The 15,331-nt window shown below is 71.6% G+C and carries 16 protein-coding genes and 3 pseudogenes; 12 read left to right on the top strand and 7 right to left on the bottom strand.

Annotated elements, in window-relative coordinates:
• From AC2W7J_RS07850 to AC2W7J_RS07835, 4 genes are all read left to right on the top strand, one after another.
• Window positions 1-689 (top strand): DUF2339 domain-containing protein (locus AC2W7J_RS07850; protein ID WP_485981993.1); only part of this gene is annotated, 689 nt, incomplete at its 5' end.
• On the top strand, window positions 655-1,332 hold the full coding sequence (locus AC2W7J_RS07845; RefSeq protein ID WP_485981992.1) for a hypothetical protein: 678 nt from the start codon (window positions 655-657) through the stop codon (window positions 1,330-1,332). The genes AC2W7J_RS07850 and AC2W7J_RS07845, both read left to right, overlap by 35 nt.
• Window positions 1,263-1,568, top strand: coding sequence for a DUF2339 domain-containing protein (locus AC2W7J_RS07840; protein WP_485981991.1), 306 nt, complete (start codon window positions 1,263-1,265; stop codon window positions 1,566-1,568). The genes AC2W7J_RS07845 and AC2W7J_RS07840 overlap by 70 nt, the downstream gene beginning before the upstream one ends.
• A gap of 50 nt (window positions 1,569-1,618) precedes the next feature.
• On the top strand, window positions 1,619-1,915 hold the full coding sequence (locus tag AC2W7J_RS07835; RefSeq protein ID WP_255185177.1) for a WXG100 family type VII secretion target: 297 nt from the start codon (window positions 1,619-1,621) through the stop codon (window positions 1,913-1,915).
• Between the two features lie 72 nt (window positions 1,916-1,987).
• On the opposite strand, the gene AC2W7J_RS07830 is transcribed toward AC2W7J_RS07835, so the two are convergent.
• The 4 genes and pseudogenes from AC2W7J_RS07830 to groL form a co-directional block, all read right to left on the bottom strand.
• Window positions 1,988-4,522 (bottom strand): ABC transporter permease, encoded by a 2,535-nt coding sequence (locus AC2W7J_RS07830; RefSeq protein ID WP_485981990.1) that lies wholly within the window; start codon window positions 4,520-4,522, stop codon window positions 1,988-1,990.
• Window positions 4,522-5,262 (bottom strand): ABC transporter ATP-binding protein, encoded by a 741-nt coding sequence (locus tag AC2W7J_RS07825; RefSeq protein WP_255185175.1) that lies wholly within the window; start codon window positions 5,260-5,262, stop codon window positions 4,522-4,524. Before AC2W7J_RS07825 ends, AC2W7J_RS07830 begins: the two co-directional genes overlap by 1 nt.
• 102 nt (window positions 5,263-5,364) lie before the next feature.
• Complete coding sequence (locus AC2W7J_RS07820) at window positions 5,365-7,020, bottom strand: alkaline phosphatase D family protein (protein WP_485981989.1); 1,656 nt, start codon at window positions 7,018-7,020, stop codon at window positions 5,365-5,367.
• A 103-nt stretch (window positions 7,021-7,123) separates the two neighbouring features.
• A pseudogene (gene groL, locus AC2W7J_RS07815) lies at window positions 7,124-8,757 on the bottom strand (chaperonin GroEL).
• A gap of 222 nt (window positions 8,758-8,979) precedes the next feature.
• On the opposite strand from groL, the gene AC2W7J_RS07810 reads away from it, so the two are divergent.
• On the top strand, window positions 8,980-9,444 hold the full coding sequence (locus AC2W7J_RS07810; RefSeq protein WP_421008117.1) for a hypothetical protein: 465 nt from the start codon (window positions 8,980-8,982) through the stop codon (window positions 9,442-9,444).
• Window positions 9,445-9,534: 90 nt separating this feature from the next.
• Window positions 9,535-10,110 carry a hypothetical protein gene (locus AC2W7J_RS07805; RefSeq protein WP_485981988.1) on the top strand — a complete coding sequence of 192 codons (576 nt, stop codon included), beginning with the start codon at window positions 9,535-9,537 and terminating at the stop codon, window positions 10,108-10,110.
• A gap of 9 nt (window positions 10,111-10,119) precedes the next feature.
• Here the strand turns inward: AC2W7J_RS07805 and AC2W7J_RS07800 are convergent, their stop codons facing one another.
• Window positions 10,120-10,566, bottom strand: coding sequence for a hypothetical protein (locus AC2W7J_RS07800; RefSeq protein ID WP_485981987.1), 447 nt, complete (start codon window positions 10,564-10,566; stop codon window positions 10,120-10,122).
• A gap of 104 nt (window positions 10,567-10,670) precedes the next feature.
• On the opposite strand from AC2W7J_RS07800, the gene AC2W7J_RS07795 reads away from it, so the two are divergent.
• Together AC2W7J_RS07795 and AC2W7J_RS07790 are read left to right on the top strand one after the other, a co-directional pair.
• Entirely contained in the window at window positions 10,671-11,027 is a 357-nt protein-coding gene (locus AC2W7J_RS07795; protein WP_485981986.1) for a hypothetical protein, read from the top strand.
• Entirely contained in the window at window positions 11,024-11,233 is a 210-nt protein-coding gene (locus tag AC2W7J_RS07790) for a hypothetical protein (protein ID WP_485981985.1), read from the top strand. Before AC2W7J_RS07795 ends, AC2W7J_RS07790 begins: the two co-directional genes overlap by 4 nt.
• Before the next feature lie 145 nt (window positions 11,234-11,378).
• On the opposite strand, the gene AC2W7J_RS07785 is transcribed toward AC2W7J_RS07790, so the two are convergent.
• Window positions 11,379-11,678 carry a DUF3263 domain-containing protein gene (locus AC2W7J_RS07785; RefSeq protein ID WP_094078806.1) on the bottom strand — a complete coding sequence of 100 codons (300 nt, stop codon included), beginning with the start codon at window positions 11,676-11,678 and terminating at the stop codon, window positions 11,379-11,381.
• 226 nt (window positions 11,679-11,904) lie between these two features.
• Between AC2W7J_RS07785 and AC2W7J_RS07780 the strand changes: the two genes are divergently transcribed.
• Window positions 11,905-12,219 carry a hypothetical protein gene (locus tag AC2W7J_RS07780; RefSeq protein WP_255185167.1) on the top strand — a complete coding sequence of 105 codons (315 nt, stop codon included), beginning with the start codon at window positions 11,905-11,907 and terminating at the stop codon, window positions 12,217-12,219.
• Window positions 12,220-12,237: 18 nt separating this feature from the next.
• Here the strand turns inward: AC2W7J_RS07780 and AC2W7J_RS07775 are convergent, their stop codons facing one another.
• A complete protein-coding gene (locus tag AC2W7J_RS07775; protein ID WP_485981984.1) occupies window positions 12,238-13,596 on the bottom strand; it encodes a pyridoxal phosphate-dependent decarboxylase family protein in 1,359 nt (452 codons plus the stop codon).
• A 78-nt stretch (window positions 13,597-13,674) separates the two neighbouring features.
• Between AC2W7J_RS07775 and AC2W7J_RS07770 the strand changes: the two genes are divergently transcribed.
• The 3 genes and pseudogenes from AC2W7J_RS07770 to AC2W7J_RS07760 all read left to right on the top strand — a co-directional run.
• Window positions 13,675-13,938, top strand: coding sequence for a three-helix bundle dimerization domain-containing protein (locus AC2W7J_RS07770; protein WP_255185166.1), 264 nt, complete (start codon window positions 13,675-13,677; stop codon window positions 13,936-13,938).
• 47 nt (window positions 13,939-13,985) lie between these two features.
• Window positions 13,986-14,680, top strand: a pseudogene (locus AC2W7J_RS07765) (uracil-DNA glycosylase).
• Between the two features lie 71 nt (window positions 14,681-14,751).
• Window positions 14,752-15,331: pseudogene (locus tag AC2W7J_RS07760) on the top strand (SGNH/GDSL hydrolase family protein); the annotation flags it as partial.

Here is a 15,331-nt window from a genome sequence, read left to right as displayed (position 1 = left end):
ACCTCGTCGGCGCGACGATCACCCTCATCGGCGTCGCCTTCCTGCTCGCCCTGGCCATCCAGATGGGCTTCTTCGGCCCGGTCGCCCGGGTGACGAGCGGCGCTCTGCTCGCCATGGGCCTCGTGGGCGCCGCCGCGCTCGTGCGCCGCCGCGAGGCCGGCACCGTCGGTGCCCTCGGCCTCGCCGCGACCGGCATCGCGACCGCCTACCTCGACGTCCTCGCCGTCACCCGCATCTACGACTGGGTGCCGCTCGCCGGGGGCATGGTCATCGCCGGCCTCATCGCGCTCGGCGGCGTGCTGCTCGCCCGGGCCTGGGACAGCCAGCTGCTCGCCGTCGTCGCCGTGCTCGGGGTGGCTCTCATGGCTCCCTTCGTCGGCCTCGAGCACGCCCGGCTCACCGGGGCCTTCCTCTTCGTCCTCACCATCGCGACCTGGCCGGCCCAGGTCGGTCGCCGCTGGTGGGCCCTCGAGCTGGCCCGGGTCGTGCCGACCGGTCTCTTCCTCGCCGCCCTCGCGCTGGCCCAGGAGCGCACGGCCGTGCCGGTCGCTCCTCGCGCTCCGGCCTCGCCGTCCTCGTCGTCGGCAGACCGTCGCCGGGACCCGCAGCGAGCGGCTCCCGCTGCAGCTCGGCGCCCTCGTGCCCGTCGGGGTCATGCCGGTGTGGAGCGCCGGCGTCGCCGCACCTGACCGCTGGGTCGGCACCGCACTCCTCGTCGTCGCCACCTGCCTGCTGCTGCTCGCCGCCGGCCTCGTCGTCCACCGCGAGGGCACCGCACTCCAGCACCGGGTGCCCGAGATCGCGCTCGCGGCGCGGCGTCACGTCGCTGACCGCGGCCCCGCGCGCGTCGACGGCGGCAGCCTCGCGATCGTCGCGATCGTCGGCGTGGCCCTCGTCTGGGCCGTCGCGGCCCTCGTGCTGCGGCAGCTGTCGGTGCTGCTCGTCGCGTGGGGGCTGGGCGTCATCGCCCTCCTCGGGTCGCTCGCCCTCCTGCCCTATGTCGTCCTGCGCAGCCAGGCGGGCGACGTCGGGCCCCGCCACCTCGTGACGGCGGTGCTGCTCGTGGCCCTGCTCGTCGTGACCGCCCGGGCCAGCGACCGGATCATCCCGGCGACGGCTCCGGTGTTCTCGCGGGCGCTGCTCGCACTGGCCGTGGTGTCCACCGGCGGCGCGGTCGTCGTCAGCGGTGTCCTCCTCGGCCAGCTGCTCGACGACCCGCGCGCGGCTTCACCGCAGGCCAGGCCGGCGCCACCGTCGTCTGGATGGCCGCGGCCGCGCTGCTGCTCCTGCGGGGGCTGCGCGGCTCGACGATCGCCGTCCCCGCCGGGCTGACACTCGCCGCCGCGAGCGTGGTCAAGCTGCTGCTCTTCGACCTCGCCTTCCTCGGCGGCCTCGCCCGGGTCGTCTCCTTCATCGTCGCCGGCCTGCTGCTGCTCGGCATGGGCGCCGGCTATGCCCAGGCCCTCGAGCGCTCGCGCCGCGAGGGCACCGACCGGACCCCGCCCGGCCCGCCGCCGGGGCCTGTGGATAACCCCACGGCGCCGACGCCCATCCCGCCTACGGTCTGAAGGACACCCGGGCGAGGGGCCCGGTGACCGCAACCAGAAGGGGAACCACCATGGCCAGCTTCACCGTCGACACCGCACAGGTCGCGAGCAGCGCGTCCGACGTCTCCCGGATCTCCGAGGACGTCGAGACGACCGTCGCGAGCATGATGAGCCGGCTGATCTCGCTGCAGAACGAGTGGCAGGGCGAGGCCTCCTCGTCCTTCCAGGACCTCATCAACGACTGGCGGGCCACGCAGCGCACGGTCAAGGACAGCCTCGACGAGATCGGTCGGGTCCTCGGCGAGGCGGGCCGCACCTACGACGACACCGAGAGCTCGGTCAAGAGCACGATGCGCCCCGGCCGCTGACCGTCGCGACACCCCGCACCACGACGAAAGGGGGCGGCACCCGTCGCCGGGTGCCGCCCCCTTCGCCCGTGGTCACTCCGTGCTGATCGCCCGCAGGATGTCCATCCGCGAGGCCCGGCGGGCCGGCAGCAGCGCGGCGAGCACCCCGATGATGCCGGCGAGGCCGACGAAGACGAGCATCTGCACCCACGGGATCGCCAGCTCGGTGATGCCGTCGTCGACGAGAGCCCGCTGGATCGCGACCCCCGCGATGACCCCGAGGACGATGCCCAGGAGGGCGCCGAGCAGGGCGATCGTCACCGACTCGAGCGTGATCATCCGCCGCAGCTGGCGGCGGGAGAGGCCGACGGCACGCAGCAGCCCGACCTCGCGGGTGCGCTCCATGACCGACAGGCCGAGGGTGTTGACGATGCCGAGCACCGCGATGACGATCGCCAGCCCGAGGAGGGCGTAGATCAGGTAGAGCAGCTGGTTGATGCTCGCCCGCTGCTCGTCGGCATAGCCGGCCTGGTCCTTGAGCGTCACGAGCGGCTGCTTGTCGACGATCTGCTCGATGTCGGACTCGACCTGCGCCTTGTCCGCCCCGGAGTCGAGGAAGATGAAGGCCCAGTTGTCGGCGGCGGAGCCGTTCATGGCCTCGACGGTGTCGACGGACATGAGGACCTCGGGCGAGCCGATGGCCTGGATCTCGTCGTAGAAGCCGACGACCGTCAGTTCCTTGGTGCTCGAGCCCATCGTCACCTCGACGGTGTCGCCGACGGAGCGGCCACCCTCGTGCTTCGTCGAGAGCATGACGGAGTCCTCGTCGAGGTCGGCGGTGCCGCTCGTCGGCTCGATCTGCTCGACGTCGGCGAAGCTGCGAGGGTCGATCGCCGTCACGTAGAGCTGCCCCCCGTCGACCTGGGCGCTGCTGAAGCGGACCGGGGAGACCTCGCGGACCCCGTCGACCTTCGCCACCCGGTCGGCGACCGTCGAGGAGAAGGGTTGCCCGACGGCATTGCTGAGGATGTAGTCGGCCCGGAAGGTTTCCTCGATCTGCTTGTCGACGCTCGCCGTCGTGCTCGACGCGACGACCCCCATGAGGGCCACCAGCGTCATACCGATCATCAGCGCCGACGCGGTGGCCGCGGTGCGGCCGGGGTTGCGCACGGAGTTCTGCTCCGCCATCCGGCCGACGCTGCCGAAGACCGCGCGGTAGACCCCGCCCAGGCCCGCGATCACCGGCCGACCGACGAAGGGAGCGAGGAAGGCCGTGCCGAGGACGAGGCCGACGATGCCGCCACCGATCCACCACAGCTCGCGGCTGTCGGCGACGAAGAGCCCGTAGAGGAAGGCGACGACACCGAGGACGAGCACCCCCACCTCAAGGCCCCGGCGGACCGGATGGTGCCCGATGCCGGTGTCGATGGAGTCGCGCATCGCCGCGACGGGCGGGACGGACCCGGCCCGTCGGGCGGGCACCCACGCGGCGACCATCGTGACGAGGATGCCGACGACATAGGCGGCGATGACCGTGCGCGGCGCGAAGACGAGCCCGCTGCCCGACAGGTCGAGGCCGATCGTCGCGAAGAGGGCCTTGATGCCCATGGCGAGCACGACGCCGAGCAGGAGCCCGAGGGTGGCGCCGACGAGCCCGATGATGAAGGCCTCGAGGAGCACTCCGCGCACGATCTGCCGGCGCGAGGCACCGATGGCCCGCAGCAGGGCCAGCTCACGGCCGCGCTGGGCGACGAGGATGCTGAAGGTGTTGATGATGAGGAAGGAGCCGACGAAGAGCGCGATCCCGGCGAAGACGAGCAGGAAGGTCGTGATGAACCCGAGCGCCTGCTGCACGTCGTTCTGGTTCTCCTCCGCGAGGCCCTTGCCGGTCCAGCCCTTGTAGCCCTCGGGGACGAGCGGCTCGGCCTGGGTGAGCAGCTCCTGCTGGCTCACGCCGTCCTTCGCCGTGACCCACACGGAGGAGTACTCGTCCTTGCCGTCCATGAAGTACTGCTGCATGGTCTTCGTGTCGAAGATGACGACCGAGGCGCCGGCCATCCCCCCTTCGCCGAAGGTCATCGTGCCGACGAGCTCGGCCTTGATCTCAGGGGTGTCACCGGTGGTGACGAGGGAGATGTCGTCGCCGACCTCGTAGCCGGCCCGCTCCGCGGTCGCGGTGTCGACCATGACCTCGCCGTCGCGCTCGGGGGCCCGGCCGTCGTCGATGACGATGGGGTTCTTGCCGAGCTGGTTGGGCGCTTCGGAGTAGTTGAAGGACAGCGCCGGGGCACCCTGGCCGCCGACGACCTTGCCGTTCTTGCCCACGACGAAGACGCCGATCGCGTCGACCGAGCCGTCGGCGCGCTCGGCACCGGGCAGCTGGGCGAACTTCTCGACGTCGGCAGCCGTGACCCGGCCGCCGCCGGAGCCGCCGTAGTCGTCGGTTTGCTCGGGCTGGACGACGACGTCACCGACGGTGCCGTCCATGATCCCGTCGAAGGTGCGACCGAGAGTGTCGGTGAAGATGAGCGACCCGGCGACGAAGGCCGTCCCGAGGACGATCGCCATGGCGCTCATCAGCAGGCGCGCCTTGCGCGCCAGCAGACTCTTGAAGGTGGCCTTGAGCATCAGTGGGCCCCGGCGCTCAGCGCGACCATCCGCTCGAGGACGGTCTCGCGCTCCGGCTCCCACAGCTCGTCGACGATGCGACCGTCGGCGAGGAAGAGCACCCGGTCGGTGTGGCTCGCGGCGACCGGGTCGTGCGTCACCATGACGATCGTCTGGTCGAAGTCGTCGACGCTGCGCCGCAGGAAGCCGAGCACCTCGGCACCCGAGGTGGAGTCGAGGTTGCCGGTCGGCTCGTCGGCGAAGATGATCTCGGGCTTCGACACCAGGGCGCGGGCGCACGCGACGCGCTGCTGCTGACCGCCGGAGAGCTCGTTGGGCCGGTGGCCGAGCCGGTTGCGCAGGCCGACCGTCTCGATGACGAGGTCGAACCACTGCGGGTCGGCCTTGCGGCCGGCGATGGCGAGCGGCAGGAGGATGTTCTCCTCCGCGGTCAGCGTCGGCACGAGGTTGAAGGCCTGGAAGATGAAGCCGATCCGGTCGCGGCGCAGCCGCGTGAGGTCCTTCTCCTTGAGCCGGGTGATGTCGGTGTCGCCGATGAGGGCACGCCCGCCGCTCACCGCGTCGAGACCCGCGAGGCAGTGCATGAGCGTCGACTTGCCGGAGCCGGAGGGCCCCATGATCGCCGTGAACTGCCCAGCCCCGATGTCGAGGTCGATCCCGTCGAGCGCAGCGACCTGCGCCTCTCCCTTGCCGTAGACCTTGCGAAGGTCGTGCGTGCTGGCGGCAACCTGCGTGCCCATGTCCCCTGCTCTCGTCCGTCGTGGATGTCCGCGGACCAATCTAGGGTCGGGCTCGGCGACCGGTCACTGGGGTATCCCCCCGGTGCCGGGCGCGGGCCCGCCTCAGATCTCGACGGTGGAGACCACCCGCAGGCGCGGGTGGGCGTCGTCGCCGTCGACGACGTCACCGGTGACCCAGCGCATCGTCAGCCGACCGTCCTGCACCTGGGCCATCGCGAGGTTGTTGTCGAACCACGGTCCCTCGGTGAGCTCCCACGGGTAGCGCAGCTCGGGCACGCCGTCGGTCCGGGCCGCGAGCCAGCGCATCGGGCGGACGAGCCCCTTGGCCATCTGCGACATGAGCACGCGCAGCGCGCGCGGCATGGGGTTGCGGATCGGGCTGCACACCGCCTGCACGATGCGGCTGCGCGCGCCGTGGCTCGCCGGGTCGCTCACCTCGGCGACGTAGGAGTGGTGGACGTCGCCGGAGAGGAAGGTGATCGTGCCGGGCGCGGTGCCGCGCTCGCCGCGGGCGACCGACATGACGAGGTCGAAGACCTCGGTGAAGCCGGACTGGAAGGCACCCCAGTGCTCGAGGTCGACGACCTGGCGCAGGGCCTCGGTCGCGCGGTGCACCGGCTGCGACCGGTCCGGTCCGGCGAAGGACTCGCTGATCGCCTCGGCATCGTGGAGACCGGGCGGCAGGAGGAAGGGTAGCGAGGTGCCGACGAAGAGGTGGTCGAGGTCGCCGGTCATCTGCTCGTCGAGCCAGGCGAGCTCGTCGTCGTCGAGCATCGAGCGCCGCTCCGGCTCGAGCACCCGCGCGGCCCGCGAGTCGAGCATGATCAGCCGCGAGCCGCCGAGGGCCCGGGTGTAGCTCCAGCGGTAGGTCTCCGGCTCACGGTCGACCCGTTCCGCGAGGGCACGAAGGGGGACGGTCAGGTCGACCTCGCCCGGTCCGGCACCATCGAGCCGGGCCCAGATCTCGTCCTGCGCCAGCTCCTCCGGCGCGAGGTTGCCGATGTGCTGGTGCACCCAGTAGCTCGTCAGGCCGGCGACGAGGCGCTCGTGCCACCACGGGGTCCGGTTGATCTCCTGCTGCCACGACCACGAGGTGTTCCAGTCGTCGCGGATGTCGTGGTCGTCGAAGATCATCGCGCTCGGCACGACCGAGAGGACCCACCGGATCGCCGGGTCGCTCCACGCCAGCTGGTAGAGGTGCGCGTACTCCGCGTAGTCCTTGATCTCCTCGCCGGGCGGCTCCTCGATGTCGCGCCGCGAGGCGATGAAGTCGTGCATCTCCGGGCTCGTCTCGTCGGCGTAGACCTGGTCGCCGAGGAGGGCGAGGACGTCGGGTCGGTGGGACTCCCCCTTCGCCAGGGACAGGGCGAAGGTGCGCAGCGCGTCGACCCCGTGGCTCGCGTGGTGCTCCGCGTCGTGCGGGACGCTCGTGCGGCAGGAGCCAAAGGCGAGCAGCGTCGGACGCGTGTGATCGAGCGTCGCGATGCTCGATGGCGGCAGGTCGGAGCCGGCCGGCGGCCACACCTGCTCGTCGTCGACGCTCACCGCGTAGTCGTAGGTGCGGCCGGGCTCGAGGCCGTCGAGCAGGACGAGGGCGTAGTGGTGGCCCTCGACGACGAAGCTCGCGGCGTGCCACGCGCGGCCGTCGGCCGCGACGGTCACCCGCGCGGGGGCGGCGGTCTCCACCCAGACGGAGGCGTCTCGCTCACCGACGAAGCGCAGGAGGGGACCGAGGACGAGGGGGCTGGTGCTGGTCATCGCCGGCCATCTTCTCCCGTCCACCTGTGAGCACGCCGAAGGGCGGCCCCCCGGTGACCGGGGAACCGCCCTTCGCGCGTGGTGCAGGTGGTGCGGGGTGGGCTCAGAAGCCCATGCCGCCCATGCCACCCATGTCGTCGCCACCGGGCATGGCCGGGGCGGCCTTCTCCGGCTTGTCGGCGACGACGGCCTCGGTGGTGAGGAAGAGCGCCGCGATGGAGGCGGCGTTCTGCAGCGCGCTGCGCGTGACCTTGGCCGGGTCGATGATGCCCTGGGCGATCATGTCGACGTACTCACCGGTCGCGGCGTTGAGGCCCTCGCCCGCGGGCAGGTTCTCGACCTTCTCGGTGACGACGCCGCCGTTGAGGCCGGCGTTGGCCGCGATCTGCTTGAGCGGCGCACCCGCGGCGACGCGCACGATGTTGGCACCGGTCGCCTCGTCGCCCTCGAGCGAGAGCTTGTCGAAGGCGGCCTTGGTCGCCTGCAGGAGCGCGACGCCACCACCGGCGACGATGCCCTCCTCGACGGCAGCCTTGGCGTTGCGCACGGCGTCCTCGATGCGGTGCTTGCGCTCCTTGAGCTCGACCTCGGTGGCCGCACCGCGCGGATGACGGCGACGCCGCCGGCGAGCTTGGCGAGGCGCTCCTGGAGCTTCTCGCGGTCGTAGTCCGAGTCGGAGTTCTCGATCTCGGCCTTGATCTGGTTGACCCGGCCGGCGATCTGGTCCTGGTCGCCCGCGCCCTCGACGATGGTCGTCTCATCCTTGGTGACGACGACCTTGCGAGCGCGGCCGAGCAGGTCGAGCTCGGCGGTCTCGAGGGAGAGGCCGACCTCCTCGGAGATGACCTGGCCACCGGTGAGGATGGCGATGTCGGCGAGCATGGCCTTGCGGCGGTCACCGAAGCCCGGAGCCTTGACGGCGACGGACTTGAAGGTGCCCTTGAGCTTGTTGACGACGAGCGTCGACAGGGCCTCGCCCTCGAGGTCCTCGGCGATGATCAGCAGCGGCTTGCCGGCCTGCATGACCTTCTCGAGGACGGGCAGCAGGTCCTTGATCGAGCCGATCTTGGAGTTGGCGATGAGGACGTAGGGGTCCTCGAGCACGGTCTCCATGCGCTCGGTGTCGGTGACGAAGTAGCCGGAGATGTAGCCCTTGTCGAAGCGCATGCCCTCGGTGAGCTCGAGCTCGAGCCCGAAGGTGTTGCTCTCCTCGACGGTGATGACGCCTTCCTTGCCGACCTTGTCCATGGCCTCGGCGATCTTGGCGCCGATCTCCTGGTCAGCGGCGGAGATGGAGGCCGTGGCAGCGATCTGCTCCTTGGTCTCGATCTCCTTGGCCATCGCGAGCAGCTCGTTGGAAACTGCAGCGACGGCGGCCTCAATACCGCGCTTGAGGGCCATCGGGTTGGCGCCGGCCGCGACATTGCGCAGGCCCTCGCGCACGAGTGCCTGGGCGAGGACGGTCGCCGTCGTCGTGCCGTCACCGGCGACGTCGTCGGTCTTCTTGGCGACCTCCTTGACGAGCTCGGCCCCGATCTTCTCGTAGGGGTCGTCGAGCTCGATCTCCTTGGCGATGGACACGCCGTCGTTGGTGATCGTGGGGGCGCCCCACTTCTTCTCCAGGACGACATTGCGGCCCTTGGGGCCGAGGGTGACCTTGACGGCGTCGGCGAGGGTGTTCATACCCCGCTCGAGGCCGCGACGGGCCTCCTCGTCAAAAGCAATGAGCTTTGCCATTCGGGTGGTTCCTCCACGCGAATCGAAGGGTGCGACCGGGGGTGCCCGCGACGGACGGAGTGCGACCACCCGGCTCACGTCACCGTGCGATCGCGCCCCTCACCTGACCGGTCAGGACTGTCACTCTCACGAGGAGAGTGCTAAGGCCCATTATTGGCACTCTCCCCCTGCGAGTGCAAACGATCCTCCCCTTCGCCCCCGCCGCCTTGGCACAGTGGAGCCATGAGCGATCTCGACTGGAGCACGCCCACCGGCCTCGCGGCGATCAAGGCCCACCTCGCCGAGCGCATCGACGGCTGGACCCCGCCGGTTGCCTGGGCCGTCGGCATCACGCCGGCGAGCAGCGACCCGGAGGTGCAGTTCCCCCACGTCAACCTCCCCGGGGGCAGCCACGGCCTGGCCGCCGTCGTGCTCGCATCGGTGCTGCGCCACGACGGCAGCACGGCCACGCTCGACGTCTCGGCCGAGCAGCTGCAGGCCGCTGTCGACGGGCTCGCGCCGGCGCAGGCGTGCGCCGAGGTCGAGCACCCCAACCTCGCCGCCTGGCAGGGCCTGCTCACCGAGGCGGGCGACAACCCCGCCCGCGCGCTCGTCGCCGTCTTCGTCGCCGACCTCGACGACCCGGTCGGCTCCGACGCCGACGGGCAGATGCGCGCCGGCTTCGAGGGGCTGCACCCGCGCACCTGAGCGACTGCACGCAACCGTCGAGGCGCCCCACGCGTCCTACGATGTGAGGCTCGTCACACCGACGACTCCTCATCGACGAAGGGGTTCCCCATGCGACGCACAGCCACCCTCACCATCCCGACCTTGGCCGCCGCCATCGGCCTGACGCTTGCCGGCGCGAGCGCCGAGGCGACGACCTCGGCCGACGGCGACGTCATCGAGGAGCACGTCGACGTGCAGGTCATGCTCGACGGCCCGATGAGCCAGGTCCGCGGCAACCAGCACCGGCTGATCTTCGAGACCGACGCCGAGGGCGTCCAGTGGCCCCGGGGCAAGCGCAAGATCGTCTCCTACTTCTGCCCGAGCGGGGCGACGGTCAACACGCGGTGGGTCTCGTCGCGCTGCGTCTTCCGCAGCACGGTCTACCTCGACCACGACCGCAGCGACTACCGGGTGAGCTCGACGATGCGCTCGGCCGTCGTCGACGGACCGCTCGAGGGCGCCGGCCGCACCTTCCCCTCCGACCTGGTCCTGCGTGCCGATGGCTGGGCCTGGACCGGGGAGTGGGTCGGCGGCACCCGGCTACGCCAGACGCACGCGACCGTCAGCGGGCACGTCGACGGGGCGAAGGTCCGCTGGAACACCCGCGAGGACTCCTTCATCCACCGGATCGAGGCGACCCGCTGACGACCACGGTCACCGGAGGGTGATGAAGCCCCCGGGCTCGATGTCGCGGGAGACCCCGGCGAAGGTGCCGTCGGCACGCGTGATGCCGTGGTCGGCGCCGGTCCACGGCGACCCCTTGAGCGTGAGGTCCACGGCGAGGTCCCGTGTGACGTGCGAGTCCAGGTTGACGGCCCGAGCCCGCCCGACGACCTTCGCCGAGAGCCCGGTCGAGCTGACGCGGAAGGTCAGCGGGCTCTTCTCGGGCAGGATCATCCGCTGGTCACGCAGCGTGCAGCCGGAGGTGTACCTCGGGTCCTGACCCGCGGGGCAGAAGTAGCTGTGCACGTAGTTGATGACGCCCTCGCTCTCGAGCGACATCTCGTGGACATTGCCCCGCAGTCCGGCGGCCTTGCCCAGATGGGTCGCGTGGTAGCGGGCCCGCCCCTGCGACGGGCCCTCACCTCCACCGACGCACACGGCCCGTCGCGGGTTGCCTCAGCGCGACGACGGAACCGGACGCCCCCTTCGCCCGTCCAAGCGGTGAGCGGCCGCGTCGGGCGGCCGCCTCCCGAGGAGACGCCATGACCCGCATCGCCGCGTCCGTCGCCACGACGGCACTGACCCTGGCTGCCACCCTGACCAGCGCACCGGCGGCAGGAGCCGCGACCACGACGACGGGCGACCTCGTCCGCCTGACCGCCGTGGCGCCCGGAGCCATCGACCGGATGCCGGGCAACCGGCACCGCCTGCAGCTCGCCGAGAGCCCCGACGGCCAGGGTGGTCGGCTGCGCTCCTGGTACTGCCCCCGCGGTGCCACGGTGACGCCGACGTGGACCTCCGCGCGGTGCACCCCGCGCCTCGACCTGCCGGTCACCTTCGACCGGCCGGGACGCGGGTGGGGTCCAACGGGCACATCGCCGTCATCGACACGACCGTGACGGCCGGCGTCTGGGCGCGGGTGCCGCTCGACCTGGAGGTCCGGCTCGTCGCCTCCGGAGACCGCCAGATCATCATCACCGACGGCAGGGACCAGTCGGTCGAGGTGCGTGACGCCGCAGCCTGGGGCTACGGGCGCCTCGAGGGGCGCCCGCTCGATGTCGGTGGCGGCACGCGCATCGGCCGGTGGACCGCGACGAGCATCTGATCGCCCGCACGCCCGAGGGCGGCTCCGGCACCCCCTGCGCACCGGAGCGCCCTCGGCGTCCCTCTCGTGGAGTCAGACGTGGCCGGGGCGGCTCCGGTTGGCCCGGACGTGAATCCGAGACCGATCTGTGATCTGGTGCGGTCGCTCAGACCTCGAAGCCGAGGCGGCGGGCGCTGCGGGTGCGCTGGCGCTGGTCGCGCAGGCGGCGCAGCCGCTTGATGAGCATCGGGTCCTCGGAGAGCGCCGCGGGGTTGTTGATGAGCGCGTTGAGCACCTGGTAGTAGCGCGTGGAGCTCATGTCGAAGAGCTCCTTGATCGCCTGCTCCTTGGAGCCGGCGTACTTCCACCACTGACGCTCGAAGGCGAGGATCTCGCGGTCGCGGTCCGAGAGCGGGACCGAGGGGGTCGGCGCGGCGGTCTGGTCTGCGAGGTTCACGCGTCGCACTGTACCGGCGTAATCACACGCCTGTCATTCCCCTCGGCGTGTCGGCTGGACAGGCCGCACGAAGGGGGTCACTCACGCCCCCTTCGCCCCATCCGTCACAGGATGGACCGCTCGGCGCACGGCCGAACCCCAATGGTCAGGGAAGAGTAAATTTTGCGGTGGCGACAACGGGGTCGCCCGCCCGGGAGCGGGGGCCCGAGCGCCATCCCTGCGGGAAGGAAGCACCATGAAGAGGACGATCATCGGCTGCGTCATGGCAGCCGGGCTGCTCGTCGGCAGCGCGAGCGCCGCATCCGCCGGCGAGGTCACCGGCAACGGCAAGCCGACGCCGATCACGGAGCACAAGGCGCGCTCGATCTGCGCCTTCTCCGGGCTCGACACCCCCGACGAGATCGAGGGCAACCCGCCCGGCTTCGACGACGACTTCCTCGGCCACGGCACGCAGAGCTACGGCCAGTTCGTCGCCTTCGGACTCAAGGACGCTCTGGCCGCCGAGGCGCCGCGCTACACCTGTCGGGGCAACGCCGGCTTCGAGGAGTGAGACACCTCGTCGCGATCCTCACGCCATGGAGTCGAGGATCGCGACGATGTCCTCCGTCGTCGTCTGCGGGTTGACGACGGCAAATCGTGCGAGGGTCTCGCCGTCGTGGTTGGTCGGCACGACGAAGGCGAACTCCTCGTCGAGCATGCGGTCGGACCACGCCTGGTAGTCGGCGGCCGTCCAGCCGCGACGCCGGAAGACGACGACGGACAGGAATCGCTCACCGACGAGCTCGAGGTCGTCGCGGCGGGCGATCTCGGCCTCGGCGAAAGCCGCGACGCGCAGCGTCTGCTCCACCGAGTCGCTGTAGGCCTGCGTCCCGTGGGTGGCGAGGGAGAACCAGAAGGGCAGCCCCCGGGCCCGGCGGGTCAGGCCGACGGAGTAGTCGGTGGGGTTCCAGTCGGTGGCCTCGGTGAGCACGTCGAGATAACCGGCGTGCTGGGTGTGGGCATTGCGGGCCGCCGCGGGGTTGCGGTAGATGAGCGCGCAGCAGTCGAAGGGGGCGAAGAGCCACTTGTGCGGGTCGACGATGAAGCTGTCGCAGTGCTCGATGCCCGCGTAGAGGTGGCGCACCGAGGGCGCCGCGAGACCGGCGCCGCCGTAGGCACCGTCGACGTGCAGCCAGATGCCGAGCTCGCGGCAGACCTGCGCCACCGACTCGAGGTCGTCGACGATGCCGAAGTTCGTCGTGCCGGCGGTCGCGACGACGGCGAAGTAGGTCTCGGGGCCGTTGGCCAGAAGCACCTCGCGCAGTCGCTCCCCCGTGAGCCGGCCGCGCTCGTCGGGCTCCACGGTGCTCAGCTCGGCGTCCATCACGTCGCAGGCCGACTGGATCGAGGAGTGCGCACCGTGGGTCGTCGCCACGCGGAAGGGCCGCTGCCCCGGCGCGGCCGTGCGGCGCGCCTCGGTCCGGGCGGCGACGAGGGCCGAGAGGTTGCCGATCGTGCCGCCGGGCACGAAGACCCCGCCGGCCGACTCGGGGAGACCGACGAGGTCGGCGATCCAGCGCAGCGCCTGGTTCTCGGCATAGACCGCACCCGAGCCCTCGAGCCACGAGCCGGCGTAGATCGAGCTGGCGCCGACGACGAGGTCGAACATCGCGGCCGCCTCGGTGGGGGCGCACGGGATGAAGGACAGGTAGCGCGGATGGTCGACCGACAGGCAGGCCGGCGCGAGCACCTCGGTGAAGAGGTCCATCGCCTGCTGGCCGCCGATGCCCTCGCTGGTGATCGTCTGCCCCGCCTGCTCCTGCAGCTCGGCCGGCGTCAGGGTGCGGTCGAGCGGCACCGGGTCGAGCTCGAGCCGCTCGCGCGAGTAGTCGAGGACCGTCTGCGCCAGCTCGGCGAGGGACATGTTGTCGTCAGCGAATCCGTGCACGCGTGAACTGTAGGCCCGACACCGGCTCCCGTCGTTCGTCCACCTTCTGTTAACCTTGTGTTCACCAAAGCAGACCGCATGGTTCACCCGGCCCACCAGGAGGCCCACATGTTCACGATCAACGTCGATCACGCCGTCGCCCACATCGCGACGGACCTGTGCGTGCGCTACCCCCAGGTGGCCTGCGAGCGCATCGAGGCCATGGTCGCCTCGGCACGAGAGCGCATCGAGCCGACCAACGCGCACCCCGAGTTCCTTGCGCCGCTCATCGAGCACGCCGTGCGCATCGAGCTGCACGACCTCGCCGGCGCGCCCCTGCCGCCGACGACCGCCACCTGCTGATCCCCCTTCTCACCGCGACGATCCCCCCGGCACCCCTGCGCCGGGGGATGTCGTACGTTGGGGGCGTGCCCACGCGACCGCTGACCGAGCTCGTCCACCCCTCGTGGGCACAGGCCCTCGAGCCGGTGGCTCCGACGATCGCCGCGATGGGCGACTACCTGCGCGAGGAGGTCGCGCAGGGCCACGGCTACCTGCCCGCGGGCGAGCACGTGCTGCGCGCCTTCACCATCCCGCTCGAGGAGGTGCGCGTCCTCGTCGTCGGCCAGGACCCCTACCCGACGCCCGGGCACGCGATCGGGCTCTCCTTCGCCGTCGCGCCCGACGTGCGGCCGCTGCCGCGCTCGCTGACCAACATCCACCGTGAGCTCGCGACGACCTCGGCCTGCCCCAGCCGAGCAATGGCGACCTGAGCCCGTGGGCCCGACAGGGCGTCATGCTGCTCAACCGCTGCCTCACCGTCCGGCCCGGAGCGCCGGCGAGCCACCGAGGCCGCGGCTGGGAGGCCGTCACCGACTGCGCCATCGAGGTCCTCGCCGCCCGCGGCGGTCCGCTCGTCGCGATCCTCTGGGGCCGTCAGGCCCGCAACCTCGCCCCCGCGCTCGGCGAGGTGCCGCGCATCGAGAGCGCCCATCCCTCTCCCCTGTCCGCCCGCAACGGGTTCTTCGGCTCCCGGCCCTTCAGCCGGACCAACGAGCTGCTCACCCGCCAGGGCGCCGATCCGATCGACTGGAGCCTGCCGTGACCGACCCGACCACCCCCGCCGAGCACCCCTGGCGCCGCTACGTCGCGATCGGCGACTCCTTCACCGAGGGCATGGTCGACGTCGACCCCCGGCACGAGGGCCGCTTCCTCGGCTGGGCCGACCGGCTCGCGGCCGAGCTCGCTGGCCGCACCGGCGGCGAGGAGCTGCACTACGCCAACCTCGCGATCCGCGGGCGCAAGCTCGACGACGTCGTCGGCCGCCAGCTCGAGCAGGCGCTGACGATGGCCCCGACCTCGTGTCGATCGTCGGCGGCGGCAACGACATCCTGCGGCCGCGGGTCGACCTCGACGACATCGCCGGGCGGCTCGAGTCGGCCGTCGAGCGGATCCGCGCCACCGGCGCCGACGTGCTGCTCGCGACGCCGACCGACCCGCGGGGCGCCGGCCTCTTCTCCGCGCTGCGCACCCGGCACGCGGTGCACACGGCCAACCTCTACACGATCGCCTCGCGGCACGGCGCGCACGTCCTCGGCCTGTGGGGCATGCAGTCGATGCGCGATGCGCGCATGTGGGGCGAGGACCGCATCCACCCGAGCACCGAGGGGCACAAGCGGCTCACCCAGGCAGCCCTCGCGGCGCTCGGCCTCGGCGCCCGGAGGCTGGGACGAGCGGCTGCGCGGCGCTGGTGCCG

Source organism: Janibacter sp. CFPM2_SD2 (assembly GCF_057364645.1).
This window is presented reverse-complemented; position numbering and strand designations above follow the sequence as displayed.